Origin of the sequence: Xenorhabdus lircayensis (assembly GCF_016306625.1) — a bacterium.
Taxonomy (GTDB): domain Bacteria; phylum Pseudomonadota; class Gammaproteobacteria; order Enterobacterales; family Enterobacteriaceae; genus Xenorhabdus; species Xenorhabdus lircayensis.
The window spans coordinates 1-4,462 of record NZ_JACOII010000002.1 but is presented as its reverse complement, the minus strand read 5'-3'; the positions used below and the strand labels follow the sequence as shown (position 1 = coordinate 4,462).

The window sequence follows — 4,462 nt, the reverse complement described above, 5'->3', positions numbered from 1 at the left end:
CGTTTTAAGGTATCGCTGCCCGGCCGTGAAGTACCCCGCTCAAAACGGCCAATGTGGGTGTAGTGCAGTTCAGCCAGTTTACCCAGCTCTGACTGGGAGAGGCCTTTTTGTCTGCGCAGTTCCCGCAAGCGTTGTGCAAATCCCTTCTCTGTTGCCGCTGCCATATCAAGCACCTCTGTCATTATCGCGGTATCAAATGTAGCTATGTTGCCGTAATTATGACGCATCTTCCATGCTCCAGTGCGTTGATATGAACTTTACATGCTTGACATGATAAAGCCTTAAGGCTAACTTATCAAGCATTGATGCTTTATTAAAAATATTTTATCAGGATATCTGACATGGCTCGCATCCCGGAAACAGAGTTGCAACACCTGAAAGCCGCCGTCCCCTTAGTGGCGGTCATTGAACAGCAGGGGCGGCAGTTGTTTAAGCGTGGTAAAGATATGGCCGTGCTGTGCCCGTTCCATCAGGAAAAAACGCCCTCGATGGTGATCACCCCGTCGAAGAACCTCTATCACTGCTTTGGCTGCGATGCGGGTGGTTCGGTGCTCGACTGGGTCATGCAGACAGAAGGGTTAAGCCTGCGCCATGCGGTAGAATGGTTGCGGGGGATGCTGGGTGAAAATCCGGCAGTTGAGCCACTGGTTGCCAGTGCGGAACTGGCCGGGGATGCCGTTGGGCAACAGGCGCTGCTGTCACGGGTGGTCGAGTTCTATCACCAGACCCTGCTCAATGCGCCGGAAGCCCGGCAGTACCTGAAAAAACGCCGCCTTGACCATCCCGAACTGGTCAGCCACTTTAAACTCGGCTTTGCCAACCGCACCCTCGGTTACCGGTTGCCCGATAAAAAACAGAAAGCCGGCGCTGAGATCCGCGCCCGGCTTCAGGCGGCCGGGTTGCTGCGGGAGAGCGGCCATGAACACTTCAGCGGCTCGCTTGTGGTGCCCGTGATCAGTCCGGCGGGACAGGTACAGGAGCTGTATGGCCGCAAAATCACGGACCGCCTGCGGGCAGGCACCCCGCTGCATCTGTACTTGCCGGGTGCGCATGGCGGGGTCTGGAACGAAGCCGGGCTGGTCGGTTCGGCGTCAGTGATTTTGTGTGAATCGCTGATTGATGCGATGTCGTTCTGGTGTGCGGGGTATCGTCATGTGACCTGTGCGTATGGGGTACACGGGTTTACCGATGCGCACCGGGCGGCCTTCCGGCAGCATGAAATCCGGCAGGTGCATATTGCCTATGACAATGACCAGGCCGGCAATGAAGCGGCGGCGCGACTGGCGGCCGGGCTGCAACTGGCCGGGCTGGCTGTCTGGCGGGTCGTGTTCCCCGAAGGCCGCGATGCCAATCGGTTTAGCTGCGAAGTCGCCAACCCGGAAAATGCCTTCGGTCAGTTACTGGACGCGGCACAGTGGCTCGGCAACCCCACAAATACGCCGCTGGCAAACCAAAATGCCGCCACCGTGTCGGTACCTGCGGCGGCCCTGGTGCCGGAGCCGGGTGTGGTCACGACGCTCGCCGACAACGGGGATATCGTTGTCCGGCAGGACGGGCAGGAATGGCGAATACGCGGTGCGCAACAGAAAACCGGTGCCACGGTGATGAAAGTCAATGTGCAGTTAATCGACAAGCACAGCGGGGCGCTGTTCGTGGACAGCCTCGATATCCTGAGCGCCCGTGCCCGGTCGGCCTTCGTGCGTCAGGCAAGTCAGGAACTGGCCTTACCGGAAACGCTGATTAAGCGTGAGCTGGGGCGGGTGTTACTGGTGCTGGAACAACGTTCATGGGCAGAGGCGGACACGGCGCAGGCCGCTAACTCCCTGAGTGCTGATGAACAACACGCCGCCGAAGCCTTGCTGAAAGACCCCGAACTTATCAGCCGTATCACCGCTGACCTGAGCGCCTGCGGGGTTGTCGGCGAATCGACCAACCTGTTGGCGGGCTATCTGGCTGCCGTGAGCCGCAAACTGCCCAAACCCTTAGCCGTCCTGATACAGAGCAGCAGCGCCGCCGGAAAATCGTCATTAATGGATGCGGTGCTCAACCTGATACCGGAAGAAGAACGTATCCAGTACAGCGCCATGACCGGCCAAAGCCTGTTCTACCTCGGTGAAACCAACCTGCAACATAAGATACTGGCTATCGCCGAAGAAGAAGGGGTACGGCAGGCGGCTTATGCGCTCAAGCTGTTACAAAGTGACGGCGAGCTGACAATGGCGAGTACCGGCAAGGATGAAGCGACCGGGAACCTCGTCACCAAAAGCTACACCGTGAAAGGCCCGGTGATGCTGATGCTGACCACAACCGCCATTGATGTGGATGAAGAGTTATTGAATCGCTGTCTGGTGCTGACGGTCAATGAATCCCGCGAACAAACGGAAGCCATCCATGCGTTGCAGCGCCATAAGCAAACGCTCGAAGGATTGCTGGCTGAGAACGAGCGGGAGTATCTGACGGCGCTTCACCAGAACGCCCAGCGGCTGCTTAAGCCCCTCAATGTAGTCAATCCCTATGCCAGCCAGTTGACCTTTATGTCAGACAAAACCCGCACCCGCCGCGACCATATGAAGTATCTCACGCTTATTCAGAGCATCGCCTTGCTGCACCAGTACCAGCGGGAAATCAAGACGGCCGAGCATCGCGGCAGGCGGTTGGAATACATCGAAGTCACCAAAGATGATATCAAACTGGCGAACCAGCTTGCGCACGAGATATTAGGCCGGACGCTCGACGAGATGCCGCCGCAGACGCGCAAATTACTGATGCTGATACAGGACTGGATACGGGACAGCGGCCAGCCCCGCCATGAAATGATTTTTACCCGCAAACAGTTACGGGATACGGTGCAATGGGGGGATACGCAACTGAAAGTGCATCTGTCGCGGCTCCTTGAAATGGAATACCTGCTGTTGCACCGGCGCGGGCTGACGTTCGCCTATGAACTGCTGTTTGACGGCGAAGACGGTGACACGGCGCACTTGTGCGGCCTTATTGTGCCGTGAACGGGCAGGTATGACTTATTCCGGTCGGGGTAAAGGGATAAGCAGTCGCCCCTCGGTCGGCCTCCCGTCGGCAGGCGGTCGGGCGCATGAAATCCCCGCAAAGGCAGGGACAGCAAGGCCTGACGGCAAAGCGGTCGGGTAACCGCAAAAAACACCGTTCCGGGGTTGTGACTTAACTACATCGTAACCAACCTCTCATCACACAGAAGGAGGCTTATTATGGCATCACTGACGCTCAGGCAACACATGCAGCACTTCCTTGACCACCTCGATGCGCTGCGCTACACACGGGAAACCCGGGCACACTACCGCAGTAACCTGCGGGAATTTGTCCGGTGGTGTGACGACCGGGGTATCACGACGGCGCAGCAGGTCAGCTTCCCGCAGCTGGAAAGCTGGCAGCAGCACAGGGTGGCACAGAAAAACCGGCATGGCCGCCCGATAACGGCCAGCACGGTCATCAAAAAACTGACCAGTGTGCGCCACCTGTTCCGCTGGCTGGTGAAGCGGCAGCACCTGCGGTATAACCCGGCGCGGGAGCTGGAGCTGCCCCGGCGGGAGCGCCGGTTGCCGTGGGGACTGCTGAACGAGCAGGAAACCCGGCGGGTGCTGGCCATGACAGGCAGTGACAATCCGCTCAGTGTCCGGGACAGGGCGATACTGGAAACGCTTTGGAGCAGTGGTATCCGGCGTTCAGAACTCAAGCGGTTGCAGCTCAGTGAAGTGGATTTAGCCGGCGGAATGCTGTTTGTCCGGCAGGGCAAAGGCCGTCAGGACCGGGTCGTTCCGCTGGGTGAATCAGCACGGCACTGGTTACAGCGCTACCTGAATGATGTCCGCCCGCGTCTGGTGTGGGCCAAAGACCCGGGTTATCTGTTCCTGTCACAGCAGGGCAGTGCACTGGCCGAAGGCACCCTGACCCAGATAGTGCGCAATGCGCTCCATCGCGCCGACATCGACAAACCCGGCGGCTGCCATCTGTTCCGGCATGGCATGGCCACGCAGATGCTGAAGAACGGCGCGGATACCCGGCATATCCAGGCCATATTAGGCCATGCCAGTCTGGAATCGACCCAGATATATACGCGGGTGGCGATTGGTCATTTAAAAGAAGTGCATCAGCAGACCCATCCGGCCGAGCGTGACCATCCAGCCAAGCCGGACGCCGAACCGAAGCCCTGACGCACCAGACAGCCCGATCCTCCCCGTTGAGTTCGCTGGGTTCGGTGCGGGGGCAGCCCGTGGCCGGACTGCCCGTTGGCCTCAGTGATAGCGGGGGTACGTGGGCAATGGGCGGCCTGAGCGACCGTGTCCCCGTTAAGCCGGTACAGGCCGCCCAAAGCCCACTCAACATAATGCAGGGAGATTGTGCGCACCTCACCGCCGGCCAAGGGTGCGAACCCAAGCCGCCTGCTGCGGTTCGGTGCGCACAATCTGCATTATGTCGGCGCCCCCGC

5 protein-coding genes are annotated in these 4,462 nt (G+C 59.1%); 4 read left to right on the top strand and 1 reads right to left on the bottom strand.

The genetic code is table 11. The annotated features are described in order from the left end of the window. Window positions 1–227: helix-turn-helix domain-containing protein (locus H8A87_RS00060; RefSeq protein ID WP_232369972.1), on the bottom strand; the 227-nt coding region annotated here is incomplete at its 3' end. Between the two features lie 114 nt (window positions 228–341). Here H8A87_RS00060 and H8A87_RS00055 point away from each other — a divergent pair. The 4 genes from H8A87_RS00055 to H8A87_RS00040 all read left to right on the top strand — a co-directional run. Continuing rightward, window positions 342–3,005, top strand: coding sequence for a CHC2 zinc finger domain-containing protein (locus tag H8A87_RS00055; protein WP_198688004.1), 2,664 nt, complete (start codon window positions 342–344; stop codon window positions 3,003–3,005). Continuing rightward, window positions 2,968–3,147: a hypothetical protein gene (locus H8A87_RS00050; protein ID WP_198688003.1), complete on the top strand. Its 180-nt coding sequence runs from the start codon at window positions 2,968–2,970 to the stop codon at window positions 3,145–3,147. Before H8A87_RS00055 ends, H8A87_RS00050 begins: the two co-directional genes overlap by 38 nt. Before the next feature lie 77 nt (window positions 3,148–3,224). Then, window positions 3,225–4,187, top strand: coding sequence for a site-specific tyrosine recombinase XerC (xerC, locus tag H8A87_RS00045; RefSeq protein ID WP_198688002.1), 963 nt, complete (start codon window positions 3,225–3,227; stop codon window positions 4,185–4,187). A gap of 59 nt (window positions 4,188–4,246) precedes the next feature. Beyond that, the coding region (locus tag H8A87_RS00040) for a hypothetical protein (RefSeq protein ID WP_198688006.1) at window positions 4,247–4,462 on the top strand (216 nt) is incomplete at its 3' end.